This is a genomic window from Prosthecobacter sp. (assembly GCF_044222565.1).
Lineage (GTDB): Bacteria > Verrucomicrobiota > Verrucomicrobiia > Verrucomicrobiales > Verrucomicrobiaceae > Prosthecobacter.
This window is the reverse complement of record NZ_JBGANA010000039.1, coordinates 18,551-43,835: the sequence shown is the minus strand read 5'-3', so window position 1 is coordinate 43,835 and position 25,285 is coordinate 18,551. Positions and strand designations below refer to the sequence as shown.

Here is a 25,285-nt window from a genome sequence, read left to right as displayed (position 1 = left end):
AGAAAACGCCGAAGCAGCAGCACCCGCAGCAGCACCCCCCCCATCATCACTACCATCCCCGCCACCGCCACCGCCGGGAAGGGCAGATAAAGGGCACGGGGAAGGGGACGGAGAAACAGAATGCGCAGCAGAAGACTTCGATCTCGCCATAGTCATGGTATTTCATGCCAGCCTTGGCCCCCAAATCCAAATGTCAGGCACTTCCTGCACAAATCTTCCCCCGTAGCACAAGCGTCCCGCTTGTGTCCTTTTTCCCCCGTAGCCCAAGCCTCCCGCTTGTGTCGTCCCCGCCACCCCGCAAGCCAGCCCCTTGCCCAGCGCCCTCCTGGGAGCGCGGCATTCCAATGCCGCTCCGGCCTCCCCACCCAGCGCAAGGTAGTGCGGGCTGTCCCCAGCCCGCCGTCGTCGCAGCCCAGCTCTACCTTCCTCTCCACCGCCCCCCAGGAGAGGGATCATCCTGATCCCTCCACGCTCCGCCAAGACCACACCCTCCGTCCCCACCCACACCCGCAGCATTCGTCTCGACATTCCCCCCTCCCCCCGTCACCTTCCGCCATGCCGCTGCCCGAGATGACTCGCATTGAACAGAAGACCTATGATGAGGCCCTGAAGCGAATCCAAGCCTGCCTGCAGCAAGGAAAAGAATACACCCGCTTAGATTTGGGCGGCTTGGGCCTGACCACACTCCCGCCCGAGATCGGTCAGCTCACCGCTCTCACCAAGCTTGATCTCAGTGGCAACCTCCTCAGCACACTCCCGCCCGAGATCGGCCAGCTCACCGCTCTCACCGAGCTCAATCTCTTCCTCAACTGGCTCAGTGCGCTCCCGCCCGAAATCGGCCAGCTCACCGCTCTTACGGAGCTAAATCTCTGGCAAAACAGGCTTGTCGATCTGCCCCCAGAAATCGGCCAGCTCACCGCCCTCACCGTGCTTAATCTCCGCAGCAACCAGCTCAGCACACTCCCGCCCGAGATCGGTCAGCTCACCGCACTCACCTCGCTTGATCTCAGCCAGTACTCTCTCAGCATTCTTCCGCCCGAGATCGGCCAGCTCACCGCTCTTACCTCGCTCAATCTCAACCACAACCACCTCAGCACGCTGCCGCCCGAGATCGGCCGCCTCGCTGCTCTCACCAAGCTTGATCTCTCCTATAACGACCTCAGTGCGCTTCCGCCCGAGATCGGCCAGCTCACCGCTCTCACCGGGCTCAATCTCACCTACAACCACCTCACCGCGCTGCCGTCCGAGATCGGTCAGCTCATCGCTCTTATCACGCTTGATTCCTCCTTTAACCGTCTCAGCGCATTGCCGTCCGGCATCGGCCAGCTCACCGCGCTCACCGAGTTGCATCTCCAGCGCAACCGGCTCAGCGAGCTGCCGCCCGAGATCGGTCAGCTCACCGCTCTCTCCGAGCTTAATCTATCCTCCAACAAACTCCTCGAACTGCCGCCCGCGATCCGCCAGCTCACCGCATTAACAAAACTTTTCCTTCACGACAATCCTGCCCTGGACCTCCCCCCAGGGGTGCTTGGAGCCGAGTGGTTCAAAGTGAAGTCCGAAGAGCTGCCACCCGCCAAGCCCGCAGACCTCCTCGCCTGCTACTTCGCAAAAGGGGCGCAGGGTGGAATGGCTCTGACTTAAGGCCACTTTTCGGCGGATGTTCCTTGGTTTGACTGGGCTGGTAACATCCATCCACCCTGTCAAAAAAGTGACATCCGGGGCAGGGTGCAAAAGATTGTCCACCATCCAGCCATCTATTGAGGGTTGCACAATAGACTGACGTGGCACTTGATGAAGCTGGGTTATCGTCGGCTTTGCCTCCAGCTTTTAGACCAGTTCTCGAAAAGATTGTCATATTGAACCGGCGAGCGCAGCGGCCCCAGTGGCAAGGCGGGAGTGCCGTCTGCTATTGAAGAATAACAGGCAAGCGACTAACGCAGCCAATGGGGCCGCTCCGCCGCCCGGGCAATGTGACAAGATTTTTGAGAGTTGGTCTAGCACCGAAGGTGCGGCCTAGCGTAGCCCAGGGCCAGCGAGCCTTGGCGAGCGCCGCCCTGGGTTCAGCACCAGCAGCAGGGCAGCAAAGCCAGCGCCTTCTTCACACACCGCGTCCCACCAGCATCATCCTCCTCCTCCCCAAGAGTCGCCACCCTCAATAAAACGTCGGCGCTTTCTCCTCCATCGTGAACTCGATGCGATCCTTCTGCACCGCCACCAGCACATGCCGCGGCGTGTCTTTTGCCAGCACCACCTCCCCACGCATCGGCTCCCCCAGGTCCTCGTTCACACTCACCTTCAGCACATCCCCCGGCCTCGCCAGACAGCTCATTTCAAACGCCAGCCCGAGCGACTCGTCGGTCGACATCCATCCGCCCGCCAGCCCTCTCTCATTCAGCATGAGCGTCACAGAGGTCCGGTTCAAATTTCCCAGAACATAGATCTTAAACATCTCCTCATCCCGCACCACGCCCACCTGTCGCTCCGGGCTCGGTCCCGGGCGGCATACGACTACCACCAGCGCCACCATCAGCACCGCACTCACCAGCCAGCCCGCAGTTCTCATGTTCAATGCGCCACCCTTCATGAGAGCGATTCTCCCCGTTTTCCGTGATTTATACCAGATCAAAATGATCTCGTCCGGCACGCCCTACGCACCCGATCCTTCGTCCTGCGCGGCCTGCGATTCACCACCGCCAGTCTCATCCCGCCTCTCTCGCAGATACACAGCGATCTGGAGGTGACTCAGATTTTTCGGGCACTTCACCCACCCAGGAACGCCGACCTCACCCGGCCCCGCCCGGCTCAGGGCATACTCCAGCCGCGCGCCGCAGCACCAGCACACTGCGTGCATCCCCTGCGCAGCTCTTTGGCCGATCTCCCACGTGAACATCTCACCCACCTCAAACACATACTCATCCGGCCCGAGGCACGCCTCCACTTTCTCTCTCCGGCTTCGGTACAAAGGCTTCTTCATCGTCCAGCTCCCTCCTTCATCTTCTCCACAAACCCCCGCACAAACTCCTCCGTCACCGTCATGTTGCGGACCTCCCGGTACGGCACCCCGGAATCAATGCAATACCAAAAGTGCGCCAGCAGAGAGCTGCGAAAGCGCGGCTCCGTCATCGGCGCTTCCGAGTCCGAGTCCCAGTTCCCCGGCGTCAGATTCAGCCGCGCCAGACTCCGCGGAAACAGCTTCGTCGGCAGCGCCTTCCACTCCCCGCCCTCCCACACAAAGCAGCGAAAACCCCACGCATCCAGCCTCCCTTCACGATCAAACGTCGCCAGGTAAAAAGCATCGCCCATCCTGCGCAAAACCAGCGGCATCCCCGGCCCCTGCCAGCGCAGCGCGCGCCCCTCATGCACGCAGCTCAGCTCATGCTCATCCCGCTTGTCACCGATGCTCCATCCATGCCCGCCGCTGATGAAAAAGCCATGCGTCCGCCGCACCACCCTCACCGGCAGCCCCTGTCCCGAATCCTGCGCGGCCAAAAAGTCGTATTCCGCCTCCTCTGTCAAAGCCCGGTCCACCACCCACCCGCCCAGCTGCCACACCACCAGCACCAGCAGCGTCACCCCAGCCCACCTCCGTTGAAAGGAAGAAAATCTCATGGCAGCAGAAAGTGACATATCATAAAAGGAAATAATATCCGGACCACGCCCTCAGGATCCACGCAGCCTCCCATTTCGAAACGCCGTGGAGCGCTCCAGGTTGTCAGACACCCTCCTCATAAGGCAGAAGTGGCTGAAATCCGAGCTTCAGGCAATGCCCAGTTGCACCCATTTTTGCACTGCCGTTACCCAAGGAACTTGGCAGCGGCGGTTTTTCAAGACGGGGATGCCCTCGGCGTTGCCATGGGTTGCCACGATGGCTTGGCTCGTGGCCTCATTTCCGCGGTTTAACCTCACTGGTTTTTCGCGTCGTCTTCACGGCGATCTCAATGACAGCCTTCCCATTGGGCCCATTGAAGCAATCAAAGGGCGCAGCAAGAATGCATCGCCCCTCACCAGGGGCATCTACGCTCGACTCGCCATTTAGAAAAAAGGGAATGGAAAGCACATAAGCGCCCTCAGCCATGTGATGGACAGTTCCCTCGTATGGGCCTTGTTTCGTTTGGTTCAGCCATATCCATCGATATCCAAACGCATCGGGAGCTCCTTCTCGATAGCGTTGGATACGGCAAGGCACCGCGGAAAAGCCCGGGAAAAACGTCTTCAGATCAACCGGCGAATCCAAGTGCAGCTGCACCTCATTGTTGCATTCTGGCATGTTGAATTTTAATGGGGGCCCTTGATCATCGTTGATCACAACGGTGGCATCGCAACGAGGAGATTCAGTCCATCCCGAAACACTTGAACTCCAGCAAACCAGAGAATAGGTGCCTTTCGCTAAGTTGGTAAAAATAACTTCGTTCTTCTTGCCAAGCGTCCCCGGTGGCATTTTTTCTTGATGTGAATCATAAAGCACGCACTCGCTTTCAGGCTTCTGAGAAAAGCCTTCGGCAACCAGTACCGAGATGTCACGTGCAGAGGAACGGCCAATCAAAAGGACCCAGGCAATGATGATAGTTGTTCTCATGGTGAACATGGGACAGACGAGGCCAATTCGCAAAATGATGACATAGCAGAAGCCGCCACGCCTCATTTTTCTCCACAAACTCCCGCACACACTCCTGCGCCTGCACCTGCGCAAAAGCTGAAGCCCGCCTCACCGCCCACCCGCAGCAGCGCCGATCCCCTCGATCTTCCTCCGCTTGTGCTTGCTCAGCACACTCCCCGCACACGCACGGTCAAAATGATACACCGCCCGCTCCTCCAGCCGCGGCAGATTCCGGCGGTGCGCCAGCGAGTGGCGCGCGCGGCCCAGCGCGTAGTGGATCTCCCGCGAGATCTTCGGCTCAGACCGCCGCAGCACCTCCGCAGCCTCCACCAGCCGCCGCGCCGCCGCACTGCGGAAGTCCCCTGAGCGCCGGTACAAAAAGCCCGCAACATTTCGCGCAGACAGCAGCGGCGCCAGCCGCTCATAGCGCCGCCGGTCATCCCAGAAGGACAGCACCCGGCACTCCACCACATTGGACACCAGCGCCCGCCCGCCCCTCTGCGCTATCTCCATCCACACCCGGTGCACCCCGGGCCGGCGAAACACAAACCCATCCGCATCCCCAAACAGGCTGATGTCCCGGTGAAACGGCTTCTCGTGAGACACCGTCAGTTCAGAGCGCGTCCGGCAGTACCGCCGCGGAGAGCGCAGCAGCCGCCGCTGCCCGTCCGGCTCCTCGATGAAAATCCGCACCCCCGCATACCCCGGGTCCACGCTGTCCGGCACCCGCACCGCCCCCCGCACACCCCGCGCCGGCCTCGCCGTCACCTCCAGCTCCACCGGCTCAAAGGCAAAGAACTCAGCACTCGTCAGCTCAATGTGCAGCGCGATCTTCGGCCACCGCACCCGCCCCCCCTCGTCCGCATTGTCCAGGTCCGCATCCGTCGGCTGCAGCGGCCCCCGCTCCGCAAAACGGCTCCCCCCCGGCCGCACGTAGATCGACTCCGGCGCCGACTCCGGAAACAGCTTCAAAAAATCACAATGACTCGCGATGAAGCCCTCATCACTCCGCGGCGCCACCACATCCGCCGCGCTGCTCCGCATAAAGTTCCGCGTATCCTCCGCGTGCCACAGGTTAAACACATGGCCCATCTCATGCATCGTCGTGAAAAAGCTCTCCGCCTCCACCGCATCACCCAGCGGCTCTCCCGGCTGCGTCGCCTGCCCCTCCCGCGCACGGCGGATCGACTCCAGAAAAATCGCGCAGCCCTCCCGCGGGATCCCATCCACATCCGGCAGCCCGAAAAAGCCCGGCCCCGGATCAAACATGATCCCAAACGTCTTCGGGTGCCCATGAAACACATCCGTCAGGATCACCCCGATGGACGTCACCGCCCCCGCAGACGCATTGTTCGTCAGCAGCCCCAGCGCCCGCTGCAGCTCCGTCGCCGTCATGTCGCTCAGACCATTGTCCCGTGAGAGCAGCTGCGGCGGCGCAGACACATCCAGCACCAGCTCCCCGCCCGAAGCCGCGCCAAACAGCTCCGCGATCCTCCCCCGCGCATGCAGCCACTGCGGCACCGCCACCCCATCCGGCAGCACCACCCCAAACTGGCACTGCAGCGCACTCATTTCGCCACCACCGTCACATCATACCCCAGGGGACTCGAAGGATTCGCATTCCCATCCGCAGACCAGTACACATCCAGGTGATAACCACCCAGCGGATTCGTGCTCTCCGGGATCGTCACCGCCAGGCTCGTCCCCGTCAGCTTGAAAGTCCCCGCCTTCAGGTCCATCGGAGTCCCCGCCCCAAAGCGGATCGTCACCCGCTTCACCGCAAAGCCCGCCGGCACCGAGGCAAACACCGCATTCCACACCGCCCCCTGCTTCACCTCCATGTCCGCCTTCTGCTTCACCGGCGCAGTCCCGCCGCCACCGCCGCCGCCGCCGCCCCCACCAGCGCCATCCTTCCGCACCGTCTGCAGCCACTCCTGGCGCGCAAACACCCGGCGCAGAGCCACCCCATCGCGAGACTGCACCACCTTAAACAGCATCGCCCCAGGCTGCTCCAGGTAAGCCGCCGAAGACCTCTCCCCCCCCGCCGGCCCCTCATTCTTCAGCCCCTTCGGCATGCTCTCGATCTGCGTCTTCGCCAGCTCACCCACCGCCCCTATCGCATCCGTCGCCACCTTCGTATTGTCCACATCAAAAGACACCTTCTGCAGCATCCCCCCGTTCAGCTGGATCGTGCACTTGTGGCTCGCCATGTAAGACTGCACATCCAGCGCATACTCCGCCGCATAGTCCGGCAGCATCAGCTTGTCCACCTTCAGCCCATCCTTCGTCGGAGTCACCAGCAGAAACGGCTGCGGCAGGCGGTAGCGCACGCCCCGCGCCCGGCTCTCCCCCTCCTCAGTCACCAGCCTCGAGCTCACCCGCGTCATGCAAGAGGCCAGCGGCAGCACCACCAGCAGAAAAAGAAAATTCAGTCTCACCTTCGTAATCAGATTCAGGTTCGGGTTCAGATTCAGCTTCATAGCGGCAGAGTGATGGAGTTGTTCGAGTCCGCACCCACCAGCGTCACGCAGTCCCCCCTGACCACGATCTTGTACAGCCGCGGCTCCTCCAGAGACAGATGCTTAGCCCGGTCCCCCCCGCTGCCGCTCCGGCCAGCATCCCCGTCATTGAGCAGCCCCGCCTTCATCGCCGCAGACGCCGCCGTCTTGATCGCCGCGATCATCGCGCTCGGCACCCCCGTGCTGTCCACCTCCGCCTCGCTCTGCGTCATCATCCCGTCTATAAAAGTCAGCGTCTGCTTGTTCTTCGCCAGGAAAGTATGCGGCTTCGCCACCATCTTCCGCGTCGTATCCGGCAGCACGATCACCTCCGTGCGCACAGAGCCCGCGCCATCGCTGTACACCAGCAGGAAATTCGCCGCCTCGTAATAGCGGATGCCATCCGCCTTCGTATCCGCCCCCTCCGGGAGCGAGCGCACATTCAGCCCCGCGCACCCCGTCAAAACCACAGCCAGACCCGATCGTAGAATCCATTTCAGAGCATTCATAAAAAAAGAAAAAACCAGCACCCCATTAAAAATCAAAAAAGCCCCCAAAAGGCAATTTATTCTTATCAAGAAAACTAGAATAGAATCAAAAAACGTCCCCATCCCATAAAAAATCACATTAAGTCCACTGCGTGGAACACCCTCGCCCCAGACCTCTCTCCCTCATCCACACCCACGCCCCAACCTCCCCCACCTCACTCCCTGCGCTCCGCCCCAATTCCACGCCACCCCTTTCACCGCAGAAGAAACCGCCGAAGCAGCAGCCCCCGCACCACCCCCACCATCACTACCATCCCCACCACTGCCGCAGCCACAGCCGGGAAGGGGAGATAAAGCGCACGGGGAAGGGGACGGAGAAACAGAATGCGCAGCAGAAGACATCGATCCCGCCATAGTCATGGTATTTCATGCCAGCCTTGGCCCCCAAATTCAAAAGTCACCCCCCTTTCGCACAAATCTTCCGCCGTGGCACAAGCCTCCCGCAGGTTTCTCCTCCGCCCACTCCCGCCCCCCCTGAAGCTCCTCCGATTTCGATACGGCGGCTCCTTCACCGCCTCGGTCCCTGCTCCATCGGTTCCGCAAACACATCCCCATCACCCTCACACGCAAAAACCTCCGCAAACACCCGCTCACCCCCGGCCTCCCCCGAGTACGGAGCAAAGGCTTCACCTTCATCTCATCAGTTCCTCTTTCCACTGCACTCTTAGACCCGCCGCAGCACACCCGCCCCATAGCAGCAGGCCGCCGCGTTTTATGCCTGAAACTCGCAGGTCAAGACAATATACCGAACACAGAAGTGGACAAAAAATCAGACAAATATTGTCATTTTTGGCTCAAAATGCTCCTTTTTATCCATTATTGTGCGTGCATATAAAAGTGGACATTTATGCGGACATTTGAAACGACACATCCCTGGCTGAAGTTTGCCATCCGACTCGGCGACATGCAGCCGGACTTCTGGCTCCTGCTCGGGGAGGCAGGCTCCAAGTGCGACCACCTGGCGCGCGTCCCCCTTCGCCCAGAAACCGCGCAAAAGCTCCACCAGCTCTATCTCGCTAAGGGGGCGGCGGCCACCACCGCCATCGAAGGCAACACCCTGTCCGAGACTGAAGTGCTTCAGGCCGTCGAAGGCCGCCTCCAGGTCGCCCCCTCCAAAGAATACCTCAAGCAGGAGGTCGACAACATCATCGCCGCCTGCAACCTCATGAGCCAGCAGCTCGCCGCAGGCCACATGCCGCAGCTCAGCACCCCCTTGGTGAAGAGCTACAATGCCCAGGTGCTCAAAGACCTCCCACCCGAGACAGACGTCGTCCCCGGAGAATTCCGCCATCACTCCGTGCTTGTCGGAAACGTCTATCGCGGCGCCCCGCCTGAAGACTGCGCCTATCTCATGGACCGTCTGTGCGACTGGCTCAACGGCCCCGATTTCAATCCCGCATCCGGCAAGCCCGGCATGGAAATCGTCTACGCCATCATCAAGGCCGTGCTCGCCCACGTCTATCTCGCCTGGATCCACCCCTTCGGCAATGGCAACGGCCGCACCGCACGCCTCGTCGAGTTTCACCTCCTCATGTCCGCCGGCATACCCTCGCCCGCCGCGCATCTCCTCAGCAATCACTACAACGAAACCCGCAGCGAGTACTATCGCCAGCTCGACCATGCCAGCAAGTCCGGCGGCGATCTCCGCCCCTTCCTCCTCTACGCCGTGCAGGGCCTCGTGGACGGCCTCCGCAAGCAGCTCCACTTCGTCTGGGAGCAGCAGTGGGACGTCACCTGGCGCAACTACGTCCACGAGCGCTTCCAGCACAAAAACAGCCCCAGCGACACCCGCCAGCGCCACCTCGCCCTCGATCTCGGCGCCGTCCACGACTGGGTGCCAATCGCCACCATTACCGAGCTCACCCCACGCCTCGCCAAAGCCTACGCCGGCAAAACCTCCAAAACCCTCCAGCGCGATCTCAACGAGCTCACCCAGCAAAACCTCATCGAGCGCGACGGCCGCAAGGTCAGAGCAAGGCGTGAACTGATCTTCGCGTTCCTGCCGCTGAAGAAGCGGGGGTGAATCTCAGGATGAAAACGTTCCTGCGAGAGACAGGCCGTATAAGAGCTGTCCAAATTTGTCGGTGTTTCGAATCGTACAGATTGTTTGTGCACTCGGTCATTAGGTTTTACGGACGATGGTGCGTGAATAATCAGAAGCAGAAAATCTGACACGCGCCTGCGTACCCTACCGATGGCCTACAAATTCAGAGCACGATTCTGAGGCTGATCTCTAGACAACACGATCAATAATGCATGATTGCAGTGCAATTTACTCACACGATCCTTTTCTGAGAGCGGCAACTCAGATTTGAGTTGCTGCATTCGGCATTAATTTTCTTGTGAAAAATTGCGCGGGAATGTAAAATACTGCAATTTATTATAAATAGAATAGTCATGGCGTCCAAATGCAGCTGTCAAGCGTATATTTCATGTTGAATACTATTCTATTTTTTGCAACAAACCACCCGTAACCTTCCCAAAGCCATGATCAAATATATATACAACGAACTTGCTGATGAAGCTCTCGAAGAGCTCTACACGACTGCTGGAGCCACTTCGACAGGCCACAAGATAACCGTGATTGAAAGAGAATTAGGCGGTGTGCATAACTTTTACGCTTTTGGCGGAAAAGATTGTGGCGAGGCCAAACTGGGATGTCTCGAACATGAATATCTGAGCCTAAGAGAACTCATACCGCTTGAGCTAGTCTAAGGCGGGCTCCACCCACTACGGGAAACCTTTTAAGCAGATAAATCTGCTGAGGGGTTTTCTTTTTTTGTTGCCAAAAATAGTTATTCACATTTAAACAGAATCGTGAGCCCTTCTAGCCATCCCGACCCGACAAAACACGCAAACCTCATTTTTGAAGAATGCGTAAACTCTTTGATGGCCCACACAGTCAGGGGGACCATGAATTACTTTAAAAGGCATGGTATCGATCTGGATGTGAACATCTCACCAGACACTCACGGGACCATTCTTCCTAAGTTTGGGGGGGAGCGCAAACCTCCCAGCGTTTTATTGAGCTCATATTATCGCCCCGTTTCGAAAGTTGGCAGGCCGAGGGTTGTTGGCTCGATTTTCATTCATCCAGACGCGAACAAACACTTGGCTCGTATTTGTATTGCTCATGAAATTTTCCACCTGTTGTGTGAACTCCATCTCTGGATTTCTACGGGACGAGATAAATGGCAGCCAATCCCGATGAATGATTCGCTGGAAGATCTTTGTAATCAATTTGCTTGGGCGCTCTGCGAGCAACATGATAAATTTAATCGCAGTGAGGACAAGCGGGCAGAGGAGATTTACTTTCCGCCGAATCTTTTCAAGACTCCTCTGGACATTGTTCAAACTCGTAATGGTATTTGGCCGGATGGTCTTGCCATCGACCCTCGCCATCCGTTCAAGAAGAGGCCTCCTGAAGAATAAGGTGCGTCCCGGTTATGCTGATTTTTGGGAATAATAGGCCTCCCACGTAGTCGACCCGCTTCCCATGATGTAGTTCTGAGCTGAAGAGGTCTTCCTTGGGCGAAGCCTGAATCAGCCAGGCACCACAAGGTGCCTGACTGACCGGGCTCGCTTCGGGTAAGCCACCTTTCCGCTCTCCTAGATCGGCTTCTTGCTACTTGGCTGGGGATTTAGTGAGGGCGGCAAGCCACCTCCACACTACTTCTTGACCCAGATCGGGAAGACTCGGCCTTTCTTCGGATAGATGCGCTTGCCGGTTTTGGGACAAGTGATCCAAGGACGAAAGATCAAGACTCCATCTCTGGGCGGCAGTGGAAACAACGTGGGTTGAATCATAACGCTTTGATAATGAAAGCGCTGACGCCCACCTTTTTAGGGTGGCGATTGACACAAAGGCCAATTGAGATAACTTACGATCAGAGGGATCAGGGCTAGCTCGGCCTCCGGCTCCCGCGTCAGCGGAATCGGGGATGGGTTAAGTTCGAGTCTTCAACCCGGCTTCTGTTGCAAGCAGAAGACCGGGTTTTTCATTTGGCGCAGGGAACGACCGACTCTGGCTTCGCCCCCGCTGCTGCTAATGTTGTCATAAGGTCTTGGGCTGTTATCCAGGAGAAGATTATTATGGGCTACCAGTAGAAGGTTGCGCGGGAAGCACGATGCGCGGTTTCCACAATGAAAGGCTTTGAATGAGCAGTTCAAAATCTTGTTCGGTCATGCCCAGTGGGATTTGGGCATCACCAATCATCAAAGGAATGGGGAGATAACGAATTGAAGGATTCATCGGTGGCAGAGAGGGCTTGTTGGGTGCTGCCGGTAGCTGGCGGGGCAGGGCTAAAACCTCCGACTTCATCAAGTGGTCATCCAGCTCGTCCTCACAATTTACAGGAGCCTGATCCAAGCTATCCCCATTCTTCAACCCGGCAAATTCAATCGTATCCTTCCAATCCTTGATAATTGCTGGAATGGATGACGCGTTATATCCTTCCAGCACCAGCTTGTGAATCAAAGAGGCTTCAGATGGTAGGTCGGTTCCATATTTCTGCCACAAATCAGCAAAAATCTTCGGGGAAAGCGCTGTGGAACGCAGAGCTTCTGCTTTGTCATCGCCATCGAGAAGGATTGAGAGAGCCAAGTTTGAAACCTTATATTCTTCACCTACCCGATCCAAGAGGCGGTAGCGCATAAGGGCGGCTACTGCCGTCCGAGCGCCACTGCTTTTGATCGAAAAGTTCCAATGTGAAACCAAGACATTAAAGGGACAAGGGTTGCGTTTTTCATGGTCCCAAACAACACGGACTTTCTGAATCGCATCCCTCAGAGAGAAGGCTGGGTATTGCGGTCCGCGTGGTGAAGACCGCCGGTTATCATTTTGAGGAAGATTAGGGTCAGGCATGGCAATTCAGCGGTAGATGGTAAATTCGCCTCTGTCAATAGCCTTTGGCTTATTTGGCTTATTTTGGTGGCTTTTGAGAATATTTAGCCTCCACTTCTGCGTCCCCACCTCACCGATCCCAAAAATCCCCCACCCCCTGCGGCACCTCCACCATCCAGCTGCCGTCCCTCTTCAGCCTCGACGCAATCCGCCCATCAATCTGCTGCTCGATCTCCCGCCGGTACAAATTCGCATCCAGCTGCCGTCCCGCTTCAGCCTTGAGGCAATCCGTCCATCAATCTGCGTCTCGATCTCCCGCCGGTACAGATTCGCATCCAGCAGCGTCCATTGGCCGCTGCGCAGTTGCAGCAGTTCGGCGATGCGGCTGCACGTCACGGCGCCGGCGCCTTTGTCCAGGGTGGCGCCGCTGCCGATGTCTTCGATGTAGATGACGTCATACTTCGCGTAGTCGCGCGCCGCGCGGAAGTCGTGCAGATCCGACGGCAGCGCATGCTCCTCCCCTGGCAGCACCCCGCCATTCTTCTCCAGCATCCGATTCGCAAACGGCACCAGCTCATTCATCAAAGCCTCTCATTCTTGTTTCGGAGTCATGGGTGTCAGTGGAAAGCATCAAAGCTAAAAAAACATGCCGCAAGCCCTCAGCCCGCTGTTCCCAAGGACGCCCACGACGTCCTCCAAGACGTCACCCCCTTCTTGGACTGTCCACTGGCCGCCATCGCCGCCTTCCACGCCGAAGCAGGGCAGGGGGACCCCGGCGGCCCACAGTCCTCCAGCAACACTTCACCCACGAACAAGCCACCGCCCCCCACCAGCGCCGCCGTCTTCCTCCAAGCCCCCCAAAGACCAGCAGCGCCTTCGCGCAGATCTGGTGTCAGTCGCGCACTTTTTGCTGGGGACAGTGCGGGGGGACCGTGGCTTTAATTCAACACGCGCCATCAATTTAAATTATTCCCGGACCCAGTTCATTCTCCCCAGAAATCAATCTCAGCCTGAGTTTGAATCTCAGCCTCGATCGCCGTGTAGATGGGCAGTTCCACATCCAAAGCTTCAAAAGAAATGGCTAAGCAATATCGGGCAAGGCCCGCCCCCTCTTTGTGGTTCCAGCCAACATGTGCACGTACCGCAATAGCAAAGGTCTCCGGAAGCTGGTTGGATTCAATGACCGCCCAGTCTTTTTGTACGGAGCCAAAGTTCCTGCTCACATCGACTTCACCATACTGAGGTTGCTGGTGAATTTGCCATGGCAGTCCAGGGTATGAACGTGTCTTGTTGCCCTGCATACGGTTCTTGAAATGATCGAGCGGTTCATCCTGACAGATAGAACACCAGTCGAGCCAAGTTTCCAGATAGCCGGTCCGGCGTGAACGAGTGCGTCGGGGGCATGCAGTGTAAGCGAGCGTGACATCGATCCGAATTCTCGCCTCCAAGGCCGCATTGCGAATTTCGTCAGGAATGGTGATCTGATAGAGATGGTACTGCTTGCTCCGAATTTCTTTGGCCTCCGCCGTGATGAGGGTGACTCGCTGCGGATTATTGGTGGTGGCGCGTTCGAGGGATGGAATGCCATACCCAATCAACCGCAGCACTTCGTCTTTGTTTTCGACATTGCCTGCCCATTCTGGCCACTGCGCGCTCTGCACGATCAACGCTCGGTAAAGCTGGGCCGAGCCCTCGGGGAATAGATTTTGCAGATGCGCGGCAATGTGGGCCACCTTCGGTGTTGCGAAAGATGTGCCTATGGCATCGCTCGAAATGGCAGGCTCGCCATGTAAGGTGCTGGCGATTAACTCGGGTGCAGTAGCTGCATTAGTTGGCATGCTCTGAGTCAATGGAACGCCGCGCAGATAATCCCCACCATACTCAACTACCTCAGGTTTGACGACTTCCCACAAGGGCGAGTAACCCGCACGGCTGAAGGCGGAGGGAAAATCTTGGTGACGAGCGAATGAACGCCGAAATTCCTCATCAACAACGGCGTGCGCTACTGAACCCACGGTAAGCGCATGAAGGCTCTGGGCCGGACTGGAAACTCGGGCGTGATCTTCAAGCAATTGGGCCGGATGCTCTGCACCATCTTGCAGGCTGTTGAAAATAGCCGAAGGTCCAACGTTTCCTGCAGCCTGGATGAACAGCAAATCATGCCGATGTGACAGGTCATCGATTTTTGCCGCCCAGGAGCACATACGATGCCCTCCACAGGGGCTGTGAGCAGCGATGGAATGATTGAAGATTTTAGTGCCATTTCCGCCACCTGCAAAATGCGCTACCACCTCGGTCAGATAGCGTTCGGGCGGCAGACTGATCGGAAGATCATTGTTGGCGTCCAGCACACGTGCGTTTTGAATCCAGGCCACTGGCTGCACATCACCCTCTTTGGGCACTTCACGGGGATAAAGCACTGCCCCTGCCACACGTGTGCCGTGGCCTCTGGGGACTACATAGTCTGCCACATCATCTGGTTCCGCTTCAGGGAGAAAGCACCGGCTGGTGGTTTTATCTATGGCGGGTTCAATCCAGCGGTGCTCCTCCTGAATGCCACTGTCAATGACGCAAACCTTTGGAGCGCTGGCATCAGGCGGCATAATGTTCAAATCGCCATCTGCCCCCTCGGTCTCCGGCGAGCCTGGAAGGAAGCGGATGTCTGGCGGCAGGGAGACTTCAAATAAGTGATTGAAATTCTGGACGAGGTCACGGAACCCTTTTCCTGACATCCTGACGCGAACTTCAACGCTATCTGGGAACACGATGCCTCTTCGAGTTTCTTTTGGGGAGTCGTGTTTCAATCCATCCAGAACTACGCCGCCATAATGGCCGATGAAAGTATCGAGCTGGGAAGATCTCTCATCAGCGGCTTCCATCCAAACTTCGTCTGCTTTCTCGAGATCCTTGCTTCGTAGCTCGGCTTCCTGTGCGGCTCTATCTTCATCACTCTGATCCTTCTTTCTTCGTGGAAGGGTGGTCCACTCCACAGTTCTGCTGCTTGCGGCGGTCTGAATGCCAAGATCGAAAGTGTAAAGGGTATTGTCTTCAAAGGGCCAGATTTCCTTCACACGCCCAACTAGCTGCTCTGCAAGCTTCCGTTCATCATCCGGCTGATAAAATACATCCAGGACGCTAGAGGCGCCTCCTCCACCATCTGTGCCGGTTTCGAACAATGAGAGTACCTCCTCCAATCGTTTCAAATCAAGTGTCTCAGTGGCTGCAAACATCAGCCCGCTTTCAGTTTCAGCGACCAATTCGACTCCCAGGTAATGCGCCAGTGCGTCAACGTCCGTTCCTTCCGGCACTCTCAAGAGAAAGCCTTTCCCCTGTAATTCGGGAAGTCCTGTTGCGCGCCGAACTTCTGCGTTGGACGTTGCTTCACGAATCATCGATTCGAGTTGCCCGCGAATCTTTCTTGAGTGGCCTTTTCTATCGGATTTTGCCGACTCAACTTCTGGATGGGATTTGAATCCAGGTTTGAATTTTACATCAAACGAACCCTCGAATGCCAAATGCAGGTGCGGGAAATCGTTGGCAGCGGGCATGTTGAAGATTTTATGCTGCTTGGTTATGACGCTCGCTGGCTTCAGACAAAGCAAAACGAACATCTTCAGCAGTCAGAACTTTTCTGCCTTCGAGGACAGCGTGTTTGGCGGCATTGCGCCCAATTTGCGTGACCTCAGAGCATGACATGCCATCCATTTCACGCGAGAGTTGATCCCAACGAATGCCTTTTTCCGCCGTTACGGAAGAAACGGTGCTCTTCAGGATGCCTTCAATCTGCTGGTTCGTTGGCAGAGGAATACGGAGCACTTCATCGAATCGGCGGATCAGCGCTGGATCTAGCGCCGAGTCCAGATTGGTTGCTGCAATGACCAGTCCGTCTCCCCGGTAGCCTTCAAGCATTTCCAGCAAAGCATTGGTGATCCGGGTGGCTTCACCCACATCGTTGCGCTCTGTGCGCGAACGGGCCAGCGTGTCGCATTCATCGAGAAAGAGCGCGCAGGGAGTCGCCTGGGCTGCATCGAAGACCTTTCGGAGGTTGGTGTGCGTTTCGCCGAAGTAAGACGAAAGCAGCGTGTCAAAGCGGACCTTCATTAATGGCAGTCCGATGTTCCAAGCCAGACGCTCGGCTCCAAGACTTTTGCCACAGCCAGGGGGGCCATACAGCAAAATGCGCCGGCGAGGGTGAAGCCCATGAGCGGCAAGGCGGGAACTTGCGGCAAATTCCTTTTCGATCCGGCGAAATCGTTGTTCCACCAGTTCTGGAAGAACCATGTGGTGCCGCAGTTGATCACGCGGAACTTCTTGCAGCAGTGGCGCTGAATCACGTCGGTTTGTCGGCAGGCGGGAGAGTGTGCCTTGGACGGGCTCGAAGCTCCGAGTCTTGCGCGACTCACTGAGAATCCGGTCTAGCTCCTCGGCAACGCGCGAATGCCCCGCCTTCTTTTCATCTTCAACGACCTTGCGGCAGAGCACGTCCACATCCGCCCCTGATCCAGACTGGATCGCACGGAAAAGGCGTTTGAGCAGAGTTGAGTTCATTCAGCAGATGAAAATAGAAAATTTATCAGGAGATCTTAACAAACTCAAGCCATGGTGTAAACCTACGTTTCTGCAGCCACCAGCTCCTCGGGTTTTCCGCATTGTATGATAGTGGCTGAGCGTTGGGAGAAATCTGAAGCATGGCCAGAACGTGCCAAGTGCTTGGGGGCATGCAACAGCAGGAATTGAGCAGATGCTTTGGACGAAGTTGTTTTGACTGTTGTGTGGTTCATGATTCTCACTGGTGTTTTAATGTTGCCACCCTCACCGATCCCAAAAATCCCCCACCCCCTGCGGCACCTCCACCATCCAGCTGCCGTCCCGCTTCAGCCTTGAGGCGATGCGCCCATCGATCTGCGCCTCGATCTCACGCCGGTACAAATTCGCATCCAGCAGGGTCCATTTGCCGCTGCGCAGTTGCAGCAGTTCGGCGATGCGGCTGCTGGTCACGGCACCGGCGCCTTTGTCCAGGGTGGCGCCGCTGCCGATGTCTTCGATGTAGATCACATCATACTTCGCGTAATCGCGCGCCGCGCGGAAGTCGTGCAGATCCACGGCGGGGATGAGGTGCGCCATCTGCGGGCCGCGATGACCGGTCAGCGTGGGGATCTTCCACACACCGCGCGCCGCGGCGCTCTCCAGGCACTTCATCGCCTGCTTCAGCACGTGCGTCTTGCCCACACCGGACGGGCCCAGCAGGCTCAGCCACCTGCGCGGCGGCTCGCGCCGGATCACCGCGCTGCAAAACGCCATCACCGCAGGCAGCACCTCGCGCAGCCCTGGGTGATACACCTCAAACCGCCACGGCCACCCCGCCACATGCGGATGGATCTCCGGCGTGTTCGTATCAGCACCAGCAGCAGCGTCAGCAGCAGCAGCAGCAGCACGCGCCGTCACAGCGCGCAGGATTTGGGCAGTCGTTTGCATGAAGCGGAAGGAGTTACAGGTTTAAAGTTCCAAGTTTAAAGTTCGCCAGAGCTCTGCGACGCAGCGTGCGTGGAAACCCATCCGCCTTCGATCCTGTCGCGTCGAAAACACCCGCGCACACCAAGCCCCCGCACCGCGCTCCACCTCATGCTGGCCAAATCAAAAATCATAAATCGTAAATCATAAATCATAAATGTTTCCCTCCTCGCCTCGCCTCGCCTCACGCATACCTCCCCGGCGCATTCGCCGTATCACTCCGTCTCGCAGGCTCGCGCGTGCCCGCACGAGGCTGCGGCCGGCGTTGCAGGGCGTTTTGGGTGAAGGTCTTCGCATCGGCGCGCCAGTTCTCGCCCACGGGCATCAGGGCGCCGTTGCTGCTGCGAAGCCACTGGCTCGCCTCGCGGGCCAGCCACCAGGACTCCGCCTGATCCGGCGTGAGGCCGATCTCCGGCGCGATGGCGCGGGCCTGCTCCAGCGTGGGCCGCACCCGCTGCGCAGCCGCACCCGCAGGCGGATGGATGGCTTCTGGTATGAGGTGGTAGGTGGGTGGTGGGTGGTGAGTGGTGGGCATGCCTGCCGCATGAGTCCCGCATGCGCCGCCGCATTGCGACCACTCACCCTCCGCATCGTCCCCGCAGCTGCTCCCGCAATGCGGTCGCATGCCCTGCCCAGCCCTCTCCCCACCACTGCCGCCATTCGGCGCAGCCACACGCACGCCATCCGCCACCGCCACTCCGGCGCCCGGCGCAGAATGCCAGCGTTTGTTCGCCGCCGCACGTCGTTGCTCGCTCTTTCGGGCGATGCGCTCGCGCTGCTCCTCGCGGATGATCTCCAGCCGCGCATTGCGCCGGCGGCCATCCGCATGCAGCGGCACCTTGGCCAGCACAGCCTCCGTCACCCCTTTGCCCGCCAGGCGTTTCAGCGCAGGCGCATCCGCCGGCAGGCCCGCGTCTCCCAGCAGCCACTGGTGGCAGAGCAGGCGCAGGTAGGAGAGCTGCTCCGCATCGCTCATCCCCGCCACGCCCACCAGCCAGCGCTCCGGGTAAAAGTCAAAGGCAGGCGCGTCTCGCGTCGTCGGTGTGGTCGTGGGATTTGGGTGGTCGCTCATGAGAGATTCTCCAGGTGGTTTGGGGTGGTCGTGGAATTACACAAACAGGTATTAAATAATGGAAAGTGGTAGGCAGTATCAGCAGCACCGCCGCACTCCGGCATCTTCCTCCTACTCCTCCTCTTCCTCCCTCGGATCGGCATCCGGAGAAGGGAGGAGGAGTAAGAGTAAGAGTAAGAGTAGGAGGAAGATTGAAGAAGGCCGGGTGGTCGGGCAGCACCCATGCTCATGATGGATAAGGAGATCGTGGCGGCGGATTCGGAAACCGCGGCGGCGGCAGCGGAAAGCGCGGAGGCTGCACCACGCCGCGCCTGCGCAGGCTGCCCTTGCGACTGTTGCTGCGGTTTCGGGCGCTCAGCTTCTGCAGCTCCGCCTTCAGCGCCTCGCCCTCCAGCGTCAGGCACTTGGTGTGGCCCTTCAGCATGCCGCGGCGCAGCAGGGAGAAGTTCAGCTTTTGCGTCTGCTCATCATGCCCCGGCACATCCTGCCATGTAATACCATGCCACACCGGCGCAGAAGCCCGGTACTCCGGCCGCTGCGGCGGCTCCGCAGGCGCAGGCAAAGGCAAAGGTGCCGGCGCAGGAGGCTCCGCACGCCTCGGGGGATCACCCGGCACAGCCCTAGGCGGCGCAGGCTCATGCGGCGGTGGGTGATTTTCAGAAGGCGGTCGCATCGGGGAAGGGGGGAGGGGATGGGAGGCGGTCAGATAGGGAGACAATCAGACGGGGAGACAATCAGACGGGGAGAGTCGGAAAGTATGCTGTCGTCTCATGGAGGAGCTTCTCATGGTCTCATGGTCTGATTGTCTCATGGTCTGATCGTCTCATGCTCTGACTGTCTGCCCGCCCCCTCACGCCGCCCGCGCACTCCGCAGATCCGCCGCATCCATTCTCGCGATCGTCCTCCGCGTGCCCGGGCTCAGCTCCGGCTCGTAGCGCTCCTGTACGTAACCCTCCGCCTCCTCCCACAGTCCGGCGGCCAGGTGCTCTGACACGGACTGGCCGCGCACGAAGATGTCGTTCAAAAAATCGCCCGAGTGATCCAGCTCCAGCGGGAAATGCCCCGGCCACGCCACCAGCTCGCCCACCACATCGCCCTTGAACTGCGGATTGCGCACCGCGTCCAGCGCGGCATGCACCTTGTCGGTTTGCTCCTGCAGCGCGCAGGCCAGCTTGTGCAGCTCCGTCGCCAGCGGATTGCTGCCATGCCCCTCCGGCTTGATCACACGGAGGAGGACGTCGATGTCGTAGGTATTCATGGTGTTCAGTGTTGTTTGTTCGGTTCTTGGGTGGATTGCGTGGCAAAAAAGGGAAGGGGGGCAGGTTTGTTCTCGGTTCGCTGTTCTCGGTTCGCTGTTCTCGGTTCGCTGTTCTCGGTTCGCTGTTCTCGGTTCGCTGTTCTCGGTTCGCTGTTCTCGGTTCGCTGTTCTCGGTTTTGGCCTTCGTCTGGGTGTGAGGACGCTCGCTGGCCGGGGAGGTGTCGAGAGCGCTGACCGACAGGCAGGAGTGCCCGTCGCACCGCCGTTTCAGCGCGTCTATCTTAGGCACAAAATGGTAGAAAAAAGCAGGACATGGTATTGCAGAAAACGGCGCTAGTGGCCGGGGCTGTGGAGGGCCAGCCAGCTGACGACGGACGCCAGGAGGAGAATGATGAGGCACAGCTCCGCCATCGCGCGCAGGAAGTCCTCGTCCGCGCAGCCGCGCTGCCAGTTGCGGCGGAAGGCCAGCCTGCGGGAACCGTTGCGCTGCAGGCGGCGGATCTCCCGGTGGTTCCGCCAGGCGCGCAGTCCCAGCGCCAGGATCGCGGCTCCCAGCAGGGCGATCAAACTGCAGGCGCAGGTGTTCATGATCATCGTCATCGTCGTCGTCGTCATCATGCGCTGTGACGCGCCAGAAGGTTGCGAATGCTGCGGCACGCAGAGACCCGCCTCTCCGGCGCTATCTCCTTTTCCTGCACCAAAAAGTCCGCCATGCTCGATGCCGTGTGCCCGCGCTCCGCCATCTCCAGAAAGAGCGGCAGCAGCAGCCGGAAGGCCGAACGCCCCGGCCTCTGCGGCGGCAGCGAACGGGCAGATTTCGTCAAAAGTTCAGCCAGTGTGTGTTTCATAGCATTTTATGGTTGTTTGTGGTTTTAAATGAGGATGAATAAGCCGCGGCGTCTGAGGAAAAAGCCCACATCGACCGCCCCCGGCGTGCCGCAGACCGCCACTCGTGTCCCGCAGGGCCCGCGCCGCTGCCTGTTGCAGCCGCTGCACCGCCGTCGGCCCCCGCCTCATCTGTGCAGCGCCCTGGCACAACCGCAGCCCGTGCCGCGACGCGCCTTGCGCCCGGCACGCGATGCGCGCGCTTGCGCAGGGTGTCTCCCGCAGCCGCCGCCTTCACAGCACACCCTCCTTCATCACCGTTGGGGTCCGTTTTTTGGCCGCAGGGCGCAGCGTCCGGGCACGCCTGCGTGGCAGCCCGGGCTTTTGCAGCGCCGCCAGGGAAATAGGAGGCGCATCCGCCCCGCCCGCCGCTGAGTGCGCACCTGGCGGCACCCCGTTTATCGCGTCCTGATTTGCCACCAGCGCAGCCGCGCCGTTCAGCGCCTGCCCATCTGCCAGCAGCAGTCCAGATCCGGACTCCTGCGCCTCTTGCGCCCCGTGTGGCGGCACCTGCAGCTCGCCGCTCAGCGCCCTGTCAAACAGATGCCGGCACTGGCCCGCCAGCGTCCGGTTGTTTGACTCCGCGAGGGCCACCAGCCTCTCGTACTTCTCATCATGGATGTATGCTCCTGCTAGTTTCATGCTGTTGCGTGCTGCGGGTGTTAATCACCCAATGTGCCAGGGTGATAACCACCCGTCAAAATAATTTTCTTGCTTTAATTATGGTATGGGTGATTCTTGGTGTTAATCACCCCCTTTCACCCTCAGATTCCTCATGCCCAACCAACGACAAAGCGGAACCAAGCTCGCCGGCGCCTACATCAGCGAGGAGAAGGACGAAGCGCTCGCCCGGATCGCCGCGCAGAAAGGCTACCCCAACAAGGCCGAATACATCCGCGCCCTGTTCGATGCAGCCCTGGCCGAAGCCCTCACACAAAGCCCCAGGAAGGCCCGCAAAGCGGCAAAACCCGCCAAGAAAAAGTAACCCCCGCCACGCCCGCCGCCGCGCTCATTGCAGCAGCCGTCCCCAGCCCCGCCTTCCTCCCACCGCGCACCCCCACACGCACAGAGGGAGCAAGAAGATTCCCCTTCTGCCGGAAACCGTGCCGCAAGCCCCCCAGGAGAGGGACCATCCAGGTCCCACGTCTGGTAATGGATGACCTCATTCCACCGCGATAAATTTTCAGCCCGTCCCTGAAAAGCACCGGGGAACTCTGCCCCTCAGCCTCAGGCATCCGTGTCAATCCGTGCAATCCGTGGTCAAAAACTCTGTAAAAGCCCGCTTTGGCATCGCAGCACTCGGAACCCGCCCAAGTAGACCTCAAACACCGCGTCGAGTCCTCCAGCGCCCCCGCACGATCCCTCCGAGGCATCGCCCCAGCCGCAAGCCCCAAACGCCCCACCTGCACCACCCCGCGCACGCCAGATTCCCGGCCCGCCGCGCAGCCAGCCTCAGAAGAAAGCCCCGCCACGATCCTGTGGCCCGATTCAATAAAAGAGATGTTCATGCGAACAATTTGTTGCCAAATTCCACTGCATGCAACTCTGTGCCTGTATTACACGGATGTGTGAATAAATCTTATGCCCGCCACCCGCACCAAAACCTTCCGCCTCAGCCACGCCCTGGCCGATGCTCTTGAACTCAGGGCCAAGGAATTAGGCTACGGCAGCGCCACCGCCCTGGTGGAAGCCCTGGCCCGTTACGACTGCCTCTGCCGCAGCCGCCACGGCGTCACCCGCCAGTGGGCCCAGCTCCCCCCCGCCGAACAAGACGACCTCGACGCCCGCCTCCTCGCCCGCGTCCTCAAAAAACACGGCATGACCGCCGCCCAGGCCGCCAAAGTGGACTGGAAGATGTTGTAGAGGGCGGGGCGGGGGGTGAGGTTGTTGCCAGCAGGTAATGCTACGTCTCCACCACTTTCTTTGCGAAAAAGTCAATGTCGCTGAAACATTCGGCCTCGTGTGCCGTATTAGTTACAGTTCGATAGCCTAGTGGTCGAAGGCAGACGTCTACGAAACGTCCGAACCTGTGAAAAGGTTCCGAGGGTTCGAATCCCTCTCGATTTCGGGGCTCTGTGGGAATTCCACCACAGAGCCCCATTTTTTTTAATCTTCGGCCAGCATGCCGCGCAGGGCTGCCAGGGCATCTGCGACGATCTTTCCTTGCTCCTCGATGCTCTGGATCACTTCAGCAGCCGTTCGTGTATCCACCTTCACCACGGCGTTAGGGTTCACCGCTTTGAGGTCATAAACGGCAGCCTCGATGGCTTCCGCCTTCCCCTGGGCTTCGCGGGCAGCTTTCTCATGTTCGGCAATTTCCGCTCCCAGTTCCTGGGCCTTCTCAGACTTGGGGCTTGCAGCCTTCAGTGCCTTCAGTTTCTCCTTCACCTCCACCGCTGCTGCCCTGCGGCGGGCAGCTTCATCTTTATGCGGCTGCGCTTCCTCGCGGGCCACGCGGCGGCGGTCGGCAAAGTCGATGGTCCAGGAGTAGCGGCTCTCCGCTTCCGAAGTGCCGCGCAGCGGCAGCAGGCGGGCATAGCTGGGAAATTCTCCCGTGCTGTTTTCATCTTCCTTCCAGGGTTCCGTCAGCACCGCCGGCAGATCAGCTTCCTCCAGCACCTCGCCATTCTTGCCAAAGCCGAAGTGCGCCAGCGTCATCGGCGACTTCTTGCCCACCTTCACGTGCGTCAGGTCATAGTACCAGATCTTCTCCGTCTTCTTCCCCTTGGTGAAAAACAGCAGGTTCGTCTTCACCGCCGCGCCCGCGCCCACAAAGACGCCACCGGGCAGGCTTACAACCGCCCACAGCGCGCACTCATCCAGCATCTTGCGCTTCGTGTTCACGAATGCGTCCTCGTCCTTGCGGAAGAGAAAGCCGTCATCCAGCACGATGGCGCAGGTGCCGCCCTCCGCCAGCTCTCCCAGGATGTCCTGCACAAAGAGGACCTGCGTGCTGCCGGTGGGAAAGGCGTAGTTCTTCTGCGCGGAGATTCCCTCCTTCCCGCCAAAGGGTGGGTTCGTCAGGATGAAATCAAACGTCTTCGGTGCCGTGGCGTACAGTGCACTGTAGTTCGCCTGCTTGGTCAGCGTGTTGCCATGCCAGAGGTTCGGCTGGTCGATGCCGTGCAGCACCAAGTTTGCCAGCGCGATGGGAAAGGCGATGTTGTCCTTCTCCCGGCCAAAGAAGGTTTGATGCTTCAGCCGGTCGATGTCCGTGCTCGCAGGCGCACGGCCCATCTCCCGTGCGATGTGCTCGTACGCGATCGCCAGAAAGCCGCCCGTACCGCAGCAGGGGTCATACACCGTCTTCCCCAGCTCAGGCTGCGCCGTGTGCACCATGGCGCGGATGACCTCCCGCGGCGTGAAAAACTGCCCGCCATCCGAGTTCTTCTCGCCCATCTTCAGCAGCAGGTCCTCATACACCTGGGACAGCGTGAAAAAGTGCGTGTCATCCACATGGTCGACGCTGATCTGGTCCATCTTGTCCAGCACGTCGCGGAAGTTCGTTTCATTGTCCACTCGCACCCTTTCCACCGCCGTCATGATGCGGCCAATTACCCGCTGTTTTGGCTTGGCATCCGGGTTCGGTAGCTTCGTGGCCGGGTCAATGTCCAGCGCATGCAGGTGCGGCAGCAGCTCGGTGTTGATGAACTCAAAGAGTTTTCCATCCCCCTTCTCAAACAGCTCCTGCCGCTTCCAGCCGCAGGGCCTGCCATCATCCGTGCGAGGGTGCGTTTTCAGCGCCTCCGCATCCTTGGCATACGGGGTCGCCCAGTCCTGCCAGCGGTAGGGGCTCTTCAGCGCCGGGGCAAATCTCCCTCCCACCGCCTCCGCCTGCTCCTGCTCCTTCTTCTCCTGCTGATCCAGGATGCGGAGAAACAGCACCCACGTCAACTCCGGCACATACTGCATCGCACTGGCGCAGTTGGACCGCCGCAGGATGTCGCAGATCGACTTCACAAAGGAAGTTAGCGAGCGTGTGCCACCGATGGATTTCGGCACTTTCACCTTTGGCGTTTTCTTCTGCGGGGCCGGGCGGGCGCTGGCTTTTTTAGGACGGGGCATAGATGGCA

Annotated in this window: 25 protein-coding genes and 1 tRNA gene; 7 read left to right on the top strand and 19 right to left on the bottom strand. The window is 59.2% G+C overall.

Annotated elements, in window-relative coordinates:
- Positions 1-555 precede the first annotated feature (555 nt).
- Positions 556-1,641, top strand: a complete 1,086-nt coding sequence (locus tag ACILSR_RS31540) for a leucine-rich repeat domain-containing protein (protein WP_395753806.1) — start codon at positions 556-558, stop codon at positions 1,639-1,641.
- A gap of 511 nt (positions 1,642-2,152) precedes the next feature.
- Here the strand turns inward: ACILSR_RS31540 and ACILSR_RS31535 are convergent.
- The 7 genes from ACILSR_RS31535 to ACILSR_RS31505 all read right to left on the bottom strand — a co-directional run bounded on the left by ACILSR_RS31535 (position 2,153) and on the right by ACILSR_RS31505 (position 7,604).
- On the bottom strand, positions 2,153-2,563 hold the full coding sequence (locus tag ACILSR_RS31535) for a hypothetical protein (RefSeq protein WP_395753805.1): 411 nt from the start codon (positions 2,561-2,563) through the stop codon (positions 2,153-2,155).
- Between the two features lie 84 nt (positions 2,564-2,647).
- Positions 2,648-2,974: a hypothetical protein gene (locus ACILSR_RS31530; protein ID WP_395753804.1), complete on the bottom strand. Its 327-nt coding sequence runs from the start codon at positions 2,972-2,974 to the stop codon at positions 2,648-2,650.
- On the bottom strand, positions 2,971-3,609 hold the full coding sequence (locus ACILSR_RS31525) for a hypothetical protein (protein WP_395753803.1): 639 nt from the start codon (positions 3,607-3,609) through the stop codon (positions 2,971-2,973). The genes ACILSR_RS31530 and ACILSR_RS31525 overlap by 4 nt, the downstream gene beginning before the upstream one ends.
- A 274-nt stretch (positions 3,610-3,883) precedes the next feature.
- A complete protein-coding gene (locus ACILSR_RS31520) occupies positions 3,884-4,576 on the bottom strand; it encodes a hypothetical protein (RefSeq protein WP_395753802.1) in 693 nt (230 codons plus the stop codon).
- 129 nt (positions 4,577-4,705) lie between these two features.
- On the bottom strand, positions 4,706-6,169 hold the full coding sequence (locus ACILSR_RS31515) for a hypothetical protein (protein WP_395753801.1): 1,464 nt from the start codon (positions 6,167-6,169) through the stop codon (positions 4,706-4,708).
- Complete coding sequence (locus ACILSR_RS31510; protein ID WP_395753800.1) at positions 6,166-7,077, bottom strand: hypothetical protein; 912 nt, start codon at positions 7,075-7,077, stop codon at positions 6,166-6,168. Before ACILSR_RS31510 ends, ACILSR_RS31515 begins: the two co-directional genes overlap by 4 nt.
- Positions 7,074-7,604 carry a hypothetical protein gene (locus ACILSR_RS31505; RefSeq protein ID WP_395753799.1) on the bottom strand — a complete coding sequence of 177 codons (531 nt, stop codon included), beginning with the start codon at positions 7,602-7,604 and terminating at the stop codon, positions 7,074-7,076. Before ACILSR_RS31505 ends, ACILSR_RS31510 begins: the two co-directional genes overlap by 4 nt.
- Before the next feature lie 886 nt (positions 7,605-8,490).
- Here ACILSR_RS31505 and ACILSR_RS31500 point away from each other — a divergent pair.
- From ACILSR_RS31500 to ACILSR_RS31490, 3 genes are all read left to right on the top strand, one after another.
- Complete coding sequence (locus tag ACILSR_RS31500; RefSeq protein WP_395753798.1) at positions 8,491-9,666, top strand: Fic family protein; 1,176 nt, start codon at positions 8,491-8,493, stop codon at positions 9,664-9,666.
- A 464-nt stretch (positions 9,667-10,130) separates the two neighbouring features.
- Positions 10,131-10,358, top strand: coding sequence for a hypothetical protein (locus ACILSR_RS31495; RefSeq protein WP_395753797.1), 228 nt, complete (start codon positions 10,131-10,133; stop codon positions 10,356-10,358).
- Positions 10,359-10,556: 198 nt separating this feature from the next.
- Positions 10,557-11,075, top strand: a complete 519-nt coding sequence (locus tag ACILSR_RS31490) for an ImmA/IrrE family metallo-endopeptidase (RefSeq protein ID WP_395753796.1) — start codon at positions 10,557-10,559, stop codon at positions 11,073-11,075.
- 658 nt (positions 11,076-11,733) lie between these two features.
- Here ACILSR_RS31490 and ACILSR_RS31485 read toward each other — a convergent pair.
- The 11 genes from ACILSR_RS31485 to ACILSR_RS31435 all read right to left on the bottom strand — a co-directional run bounded on the left by ACILSR_RS31485 (position 11,734) and on the right by ACILSR_RS31435 (position 21,854).
- Positions 11,734-12,507 carry a hypothetical protein gene (locus ACILSR_RS31485; RefSeq protein WP_395753795.1) on the bottom strand — a complete coding sequence of 258 codons (774 nt, stop codon included), beginning with the start codon at positions 12,505-12,507 and terminating at the stop codon, positions 11,734-11,736.
- Between the two features lie 171 nt (positions 12,508-12,678).
- Entirely contained in the window at positions 12,679-13,068 is a 390-nt protein-coding gene (locus tag ACILSR_RS31480; RefSeq protein WP_395753794.1) for a hypothetical protein, read from the bottom strand.
- Positions 13,069-13,469: 401 nt separating this feature from the next.
- Entirely contained in the window at positions 13,470-16,034 is a 2,565-nt protein-coding gene (locus tag ACILSR_RS31475) for a S8 family peptidase (RefSeq protein WP_395753793.1), read from the bottom strand.
- Positions 16,035-16,044: 10 nt separating this feature from the next.
- A complete protein-coding gene (locus tag ACILSR_RS31470) occupies positions 16,045-17,034 on the bottom strand; it encodes an AAA family ATPase (protein WP_395753792.1) in 990 nt (329 codons plus the stop codon).
- 264 nt (positions 17,035-17,298) lie between these two features.
- On the bottom strand, positions 17,299-17,961 hold the full coding sequence (locus tag ACILSR_RS31465) for a hypothetical protein (RefSeq protein WP_395753791.1): 663 nt from the start codon (positions 17,959-17,961) through the stop codon (positions 17,299-17,301).
- Between the two features lie 220 nt (positions 17,962-18,181).
- Entirely contained in the window at positions 18,182-19,069 is an 888-nt protein-coding gene (locus tag ACILSR_RS31460; RefSeq protein ID WP_395753790.1) for a hypothetical protein, read from the bottom strand.
- Between the two features lie 226 nt (positions 19,070-19,295).
- Entirely contained in the window at positions 19,296-19,742 is a 447-nt protein-coding gene (locus ACILSR_RS31455) for a hypothetical protein (protein WP_395753789.1), read from the bottom strand.
- A gap of 177 nt (positions 19,743-19,919) precedes the next feature.
- Complete coding sequence (locus tag ACILSR_RS31450) at positions 19,920-20,327, bottom strand: hypothetical protein (RefSeq protein ID WP_395753788.1); 408 nt, start codon at positions 20,325-20,327, stop codon at positions 19,920-19,922.
- 333 nt (positions 20,328-20,660) lie between these two features.
- Positions 20,661-20,945: a hypothetical protein gene (locus tag ACILSR_RS31445; protein ID WP_395753787.1), complete on the bottom strand. Its 285-nt coding sequence runs from the start codon at positions 20,943-20,945 to the stop codon at positions 20,661-20,663.
- On the bottom strand, positions 20,942-21,175 hold the full coding sequence (locus ACILSR_RS31440) for a hypothetical protein (protein WP_395753786.1): 234 nt from the start codon (positions 21,173-21,175) through the stop codon (positions 20,942-20,944). Before ACILSR_RS31440 ends, ACILSR_RS31445 begins: the two co-directional genes overlap by 4 nt.
- Positions 21,176-21,446: 271 nt before the next feature.
- The gene (locus tag ACILSR_RS31435; protein ID WP_395753785.1) at positions 21,447-21,854 is read right to left on the bottom strand and encodes a hypothetical protein; all 408 of its coding nucleotides are present in this window, start codon (positions 21,852-21,854) and stop codon (positions 21,447-21,449) included.
- Positions 21,855-21,987: 133 nt separating this feature from the next.
- Here ACILSR_RS31435 and ACILSR_RS31430 point away from each other — a divergent pair, with 133 nt between their 5' ends.
- The 3 genes from ACILSR_RS31430 (at position 21,988) to ACILSR_RS31420 (ending at position 23,278) form a co-directional block, all read left to right on the top strand.
- On the top strand, positions 21,988-22,197 hold the full coding sequence (locus ACILSR_RS31430) for a hypothetical protein (protein WP_395753784.1): 210 nt from the start codon (positions 21,988-21,990) through the stop codon (positions 22,195-22,197).
- A 596-nt stretch (positions 22,198-22,793) separates the two neighbouring features.
- Complete coding sequence (locus tag ACILSR_RS31425) at positions 22,794-23,075, top strand: hypothetical protein (protein WP_395753783.1); 282 nt, start codon at positions 22,794-22,796, stop codon at positions 23,073-23,075.
- Between the two features lie 115 nt (positions 23,076-23,190).
- Positions 23,191-23,278 (top strand) — tRNA-Arg (locus tag ACILSR_RS31420).
- A gap of 40 nt (positions 23,279-23,318) precedes the next feature.
- Here the strand turns inward: ACILSR_RS31420 and ACILSR_RS31415 are convergent.
- The gene (locus ACILSR_RS31415) at positions 23,319-25,277 is read right to left on the bottom strand and encodes an N-6 DNA methylase (protein WP_395753782.1); all 1,959 of its coding nucleotides are present in this window, start codon (positions 25,275-25,277) and stop codon (positions 23,319-23,321) included.
- Between the last annotated feature and the right edge of the window lie 8 nt (positions 25,278-25,285).

What these genes read in the sequence shown, in the direction of transcription:
- ACILSR_RS31540 (WP_395753806.1), top strand. Translation starts at nt 556, where the DNA reads ATGCCGCTGCCCGAGATGACTCGCATTGAACAGAAGACCTATGATGAG.
- ACILSR_RS31535 (WP_395753805.1), bottom strand. Translation starts at nt 2,563, where the DNA reads ATGAGAACTGCGGGCTGGCTGGTGAGTGCGGTGCTGATGGTGGCGCTG.
- ACILSR_RS31530 (WP_395753804.1), bottom strand. Translation starts at nt 2,974, where the DNA reads ATGAAGAAGCCTTTGTACCGAAGCCGGAGAGAGAAAGTGGAGGCGTGC.
- ACILSR_RS31525 (WP_395753803.1), bottom strand. Translation starts at nt 3,609, where the DNA reads ATGAGATTTTCTTCCTTTCAACGGAGGTGGGCTGGGGTGACGCTGCTG.
- ACILSR_RS31520 (WP_395753802.1), bottom strand. Translation starts at nt 4,576, where the DNA reads ATGAGAACAACTATCATCATTGCCTGGGTCCTTTTGATTGGCCGTTCC.
- ACILSR_RS31515 (WP_395753801.1), bottom strand. Translation starts at nt 6,169, where the DNA reads ATGAGTGCGCTGCAGTGCCAGTTTGGGGTGGTGCTGCCGGATGGGGTG.
- ACILSR_RS31510 (WP_395753800.1), bottom strand. Translation starts at nt 7,077, where the DNA reads ATGAAGCTGAATCTGAACCCGAACCTGAATCTGATTACGAAGGTGAGA.
- ACILSR_RS31505 (WP_395753799.1), bottom strand. Translation starts at nt 7,604, where the DNA reads ATGAATGCTCTGAAATGGATTCTACGATCGGGTCTGGCTGTGGTTTTG.
- ACILSR_RS31500 (WP_395753798.1), top strand. Translation starts at nt 8,491, where the DNA reads ATGCGGACATTTGAAACGACACATCCCTGGCTGAAGTTTGCCATCCGA.
- ACILSR_RS31495 (WP_395753797.1), top strand. Translation starts at nt 10,131, where the DNA reads ATGATCAAATATATATACAACGAACTTGCTGATGAAGCTCTCGAAGAG.
- ACILSR_RS31490 (WP_395753796.1), top strand. Translation starts at nt 10,557, where the DNA reads ATGAATTACTTTAAAAGGCATGGTATCGATCTGGATGTGAACATCTCA.
- ACILSR_RS31485 (WP_395753795.1), bottom strand. Translation starts at nt 12,507, where the DNA reads ATGCCTGACCCTAATCTTCCTCAAAATGATAACCGGCGGTCTTCACCA.
- ACILSR_RS31480 (WP_395753794.1), bottom strand. Translation starts at nt 13,068, where the DNA reads ATGAATGAGCTGGTGCCGTTTGCGAATCGGATGCTGGAGAAGAATGGC.
- ACILSR_RS31475 (WP_395753793.1), bottom strand. Translation starts at nt 16,034, where the DNA reads ATGCCCGCTGCCAACGATTTCCCGCACCTGCATTTGGCATTCGAGGGT.
- ACILSR_RS31470 (WP_395753792.1), bottom strand. Translation starts at nt 17,034, where the DNA reads ATGAACTCAACTCTGCTCAAACGCCTTTTCCGTGCGATCCAGTCTGGA.
- ACILSR_RS31465 (WP_395753791.1), bottom strand. Translation starts at nt 17,961, where the DNA reads ATGCAAACGACTGCCCAAATCCTGCGCGCTGTGACGGCGCGTGCTGCT.
- ACILSR_RS31460 (WP_395753790.1), bottom strand. Translation starts at nt 19,069, where the DNA reads ATGAGCGACCACCCAAATCCCACGACCACACCGACGACGCGAGACGCG.
- ACILSR_RS31455 (WP_395753789.1), bottom strand. Translation starts at nt 19,742, where the DNA reads ATGCGACCGCCTTCTGAAAATCACCCACCGCCGCATGAGCCTGCGCCG.
- ACILSR_RS31450 (WP_395753788.1), bottom strand. Translation starts at nt 20,327, where the DNA reads ATGAATACCTACGACATCGACGTCCTCCTCCGTGTGATCAAGCCGGAG.
- ACILSR_RS31445 (WP_395753787.1), bottom strand. Translation starts at nt 20,945, where the DNA reads ATGATGACGACGACGACGATGACGATGATCATGAACACCTGCGCCTGC.
- ACILSR_RS31440 (WP_395753786.1), bottom strand. Translation starts at nt 21,175, where the DNA reads ATGAAACACACACTGGCTGAACTTTTGACGAAATCTGCCCGTTCGCTG.
- ACILSR_RS31435 (WP_395753785.1), bottom strand. Translation starts at nt 21,854, where the DNA reads ATGAAACTAGCAGGAGCATACATCCATGATGAGAAGTACGAGAGGCTG.
- ACILSR_RS31430 (WP_395753784.1), top strand. Translation starts at nt 21,988, where the DNA reads ATGCCCAACCAACGACAAAGCGGAACCAAGCTCGCCGGCGCCTACATC.
- ACILSR_RS31425 (WP_395753783.1), top strand. Translation starts at nt 22,794, where the DNA reads ATGCCCGCCACCCGCACCAAAACCTTCCGCCTCAGCCACGCCCTGGCC.
- ACILSR_RS31415 (WP_395753782.1), bottom strand. Translation starts at nt 25,277, where the DNA reads ATGCCCCGTCCTAAAAAAGCCAGCGCCCGCCCGGCCCCGCAGAAGAAA.